General features: G+C 47.3%; 3 protein-coding genes and 1 tRNA gene. 1 reads left to right on the top strand and 3 read right to left on the bottom strand.

The genetic code is table 11. The annotated features are described in order from the left end of the window. Nucleotides 1-244: 244 nt before the first annotated feature. The 3 genes from H6S82_RS23440 to psbZ all read right to left on the bottom strand — a co-directional run bounded on the left by H6S82_RS23440 (nt 245) and on the right by psbZ (nt 1,341). A tRNA-Gly gene (locus H6S82_RS23440) sits at nt 245-316 on the bottom strand. Nucleotides 317-419: 103 nt separating this feature from the next. Next, nucleotides 420-968, bottom strand: coding sequence for a 6,7-dimethyl-8-ribityllumazine synthase (ribH, locus tag H6S82_RS23445; RefSeq protein ID WP_190464280.1), 549 nt, complete (start codon nt 966-968; stop codon nt 420-422). Nucleotides 969-1,152: 184 nt separating this feature from the next. After that, nucleotides 1,153-1,341, bottom strand: a complete 189-nt coding sequence (psbZ, locus tag H6S82_RS23450) for a photosystem II reaction center protein PsbZ (protein ID WP_190464334.1) — start codon at nt 1,339-1,341, stop codon at nt 1,153-1,155. 506 nt (nt 1,342-1,847) lie between these two features. Between psbZ and H6S82_RS23455 the strand changes: the two genes are divergently transcribed. Then, nucleotides 1,848-3,651: CBS domain-containing protein (locus tag H6S82_RS23455; protein ID WP_191056789.1), on the top strand; the 1,804-nt coding region annotated here is incomplete at its 3' end.

Here is a 3,651-nt window from a genome sequence, read left to right on the forward strand (position 1 = left end):
CTATCCTCAATTTTCAAGGTGCGTTGCCTCTAGGAGACTGGGTTTTTATCCAGGTTGAATACCCTATCCTGCTAGACATTGAGATTAACACAAAATTAATGAAAGCCGTCCTAGAAGTACCAGTTCGATCGCCTAATTTTTCGCTAATACACTGTCAATTTCGGCCTCTTTCCTTCGCAAAAACTGCTGAAATGTTAACTGGCGAAGTTCAAGCTCTTAGCTTTTGCGTTTATTTTAACTTTAAAGCGGGCAACGCGATTCGAACGCGCGACATTCACCTTGGCAAGGTGACGCTCTACCACTGAGCTATGCCCGCAACCTCTCAACTTTCTTTAGTATGTCAAAATAACTCCTGTATGTCAACTATGGAAGATAATTTTTTTGGCAAGCCATTTCTGGATCTATCTCAGACCCGATACCTATACTTCGGCGGACTCTCTGGGAGCAATAGCACTTTTTAGGGAGGCAGGTATGGGCTGAATATCTGGATTGCCCTTGAGTTGACGCATCAAAGTCGCCATTTCCAGAGCGCTCATCCCATAATCCCAGCCTTTATTGCTCTTTATTCCGGCCCTTTCCAGAGCTTGCTGCATCGTGTCTGCGGTCAAGACGCCAAATACTACCGGAACACCGGTTTGAAACCCAGCCGCAGCAATTCCCTTGGATACTTCCGCCGCCACGTAGTCAAAATGAGGCGTTTGGCCTTTGATTACCGCACCCAGGCAAATTACGGCATCATAGCGCTGGCTAATTGCCATCTGGCGGGCCACCAAAGGTATTTCAAAACTGCCCGGTACCCAAACATAATCTACCTGAGTGCCGTGAGGATTGACATCGACGCCGTGGCGTTTCAAACAATCTTGACAACCCTCCAAAAGTTTGCCCGTCACGAGGTCGTTGAATCGACCGATGACGATCGCAAACCGCAGAGATTCTGTCTGAGTAAAATTTCCCTCGAAAACTGCCATGTCAATAGTCCTTTGCCATTAATCGTTTGTTATGAGTCATCAGTCATCAGTCATTAATCATTGGGTATCGGTCATTTGTGAGTTTTCAAAAGTCAGAAGTCAGAAGTTATTGGTTAGCTTCTCATAACTGAGAGACCGATAACCGATGACTAATGACAAACGACTAATGACTGATGAACTCGGATCAAACAACAAAATAGCTCAATGCGCCCACTATAAGCACCAGAGCAACCCAGACGCCGGAACCCAACCACAGAAGCCGTTTGGATTGATCCCAATTCTGAGGTGTCGCGTAAGCAACGGGGACGCCCACCACCATAGCAAAGGATACGACGACTAGAGCAAACAAGGCTAATTGAAACAAAATTGTCATTTGCGGTTCTCCCAATACAGCAACAGACCGAGCGACATTCCCACCTTTTTTAGTAGGGGGATTTTTAGTTATACAAGCGTTATTTAGCGTCAATTGCTAAGGATACAATATCCGATCGCTTACCCTGCCAATTTTCTAGCCGTGTCTAGCTCTTGTTCGGAGAACGGAGGTGCGAAGGGGGTAATTGACCGTACCCCGACCACTAACAGCCTAACGGACTTCTAACACGGTCTACCGTCTTAAGGCATTTTATCAGCACAGCGACACGCCTCTGCCCACCTCGATCGCGCCCAAAGTAATACTAATTCTTGGCGAAGTTCGATCGCAGGCGAAAGAGGGGGAGAGCGGGGGAGCGGGAGAGAATGTGGATTTCAGTTTTTAGTTAGGCCAAAACAACCGCAAAGATTTTTAGCAATACCGCCCAATAGTTAGCTGTAATGGAATTGAAGGTTTGATTGGGTGTGGGAAGAGAGCGATCGCAAATTTTGCAAGAGTGGTAAAGGTAGATGGATCTGATACTGTGTCACACAACCGCAGATTTTGATGCTCTGGGGGCAGCTGTAGGATTATCGCGCCTGAAAGCTGGGGCGAAAATTGTTTTGCCTGGGGGCGCACATCCAGCGGTGCGGGATTTTTTGGCATTGCACCGGGATGAGTTTGCCTTGATCGAACGTCGATCGGTTAATGCCAAACAGATTCGTTCTCTGACTGTAGTCGATACGCAACAGCGCGATCGCCTCGGCAAAGCAGCTGAATGGTTTGACTTACCCCACTTGAATGAAATTGTCCTCTACGACCATCACCCAGCTCGAGATAGCGACATTCCAGCTACCCAAATTTATCTTGAGCCAGTCGGAGCCACTACTACCCTGGTAGTCGAACAGCTACAAAAAAGCGATTGGGGACTGAGTAAAGAATCTTCCCAATCCAAAATCGGCATTCCCAGGCAGTCGTCTGGGAACGAGCCAAAATCCAAAATCGAACTGACACCGGCTGAGGCGACGGTGATGGCGTTGGGTATTCATGTAGATACGGGATCGCTCACTTTTGAGCATACGACGCCAAGAGACGCCACCGCTTTGGCTTGGTTAATGGCCCAAGGGGCGAGTCTGAAAGTGATTGCCGAATATATTGACCCAGGTTTATCTCGCCAATTGCAAGAACTGCTCAAAGTTGCTCTGGACAATATGCAGAGGATAACCAAATGGGGTCACACTATATCTTGGTGTTTGCTGAGTACTTCCGGTTTTGTGCCGGGGTTATCCAGTCTTGCATCCCAACTGATCGAGCTAACTGAAAGCGATGCTTTGCTGCTGGCTGCGAGATATCAGCAAAAGGAAGTGGGGGAGACCTGGAGCGGGGGAGATGGGGAGAATTGTGAGATAGCAATCACAAATGACCAATCACCAGTTACCAATCCAAAATCCAAAATCCAAAATCCAAAATCCGACGATCGATTGACGATCGTTGGTCGATCGCGTATTTATGGCACTGACCTCAACCAACTTTTCCAAGAAATCGGTGGTGGGGGTCATTCCCAGGCGGCGTCTGCAAATTTGCGATCGGTCGATTCGCAAGCAATATTAGAACATCTGGTGGAACAGCTGGAAAATCAAATTCCCCATCCCCCTACGGCAAGAGAATTGATGTCATCCCCAGTGCGGACAATTCGCCCCGATACCACAATTGAACAAGCGCAACGAATCTTGCTGCGTTACGGACATTCTGGTTTATCTGTGGTAAATGCTCAAGACGAATTGGTTGGCATTATTTCGAGACGAGATATCGATATTGCTCTGCATCACGGTTTCAGTCACGCGCCTGTAAAAGGCTATATGACTACTAATCTAAAAACGATCGCTCCCGATACGCCATTGCCAGAAATTGAGTCGCTGATGGTGACTTACGATATCGGCAGATTGCCAGTTTTACAAAATGGGCAGTTAGTGGGAATTGTGACCCGCACGGATGTGTTGCGGCAATTGCACCAAGAAAAGGCAAAATTCAACAGTCAAAAGTCAAACGAATGGAAAGATGATTCGCTTTTGTCTTTTGCACTTTGCCTGCTGCCTTCTGTTCGCGATCGTCTCGCTTCTCCACTTTGGCAATTACTGCAAAAAGCATTTCAGGAGGCAGAAACACGAGGCTGGCATCTTTATTTAGTTGGTGGTGCGGTGCGGGATTTACTTTTAGCTGATAATGAAGGACAAGTACTGCTTGAAGATATAGATTTAGTCGTAGACGGCTTTCACCGATCGGCTGATGTCGGTGCTGGTGTAGAATTAGCTAAAGCGCTTCAGCAAGTTTATC

It is taken from the genome of Planktothrix sp. FACHB-1355, from assembly GCF_014748295.1.
GTDB lineage: Bacteria > Cyanobacteriota > Cyanobacteriia > Cyanobacteriales > Aerosakkonemataceae > Aerosakkonema > Aerosakkonema funiforme_A.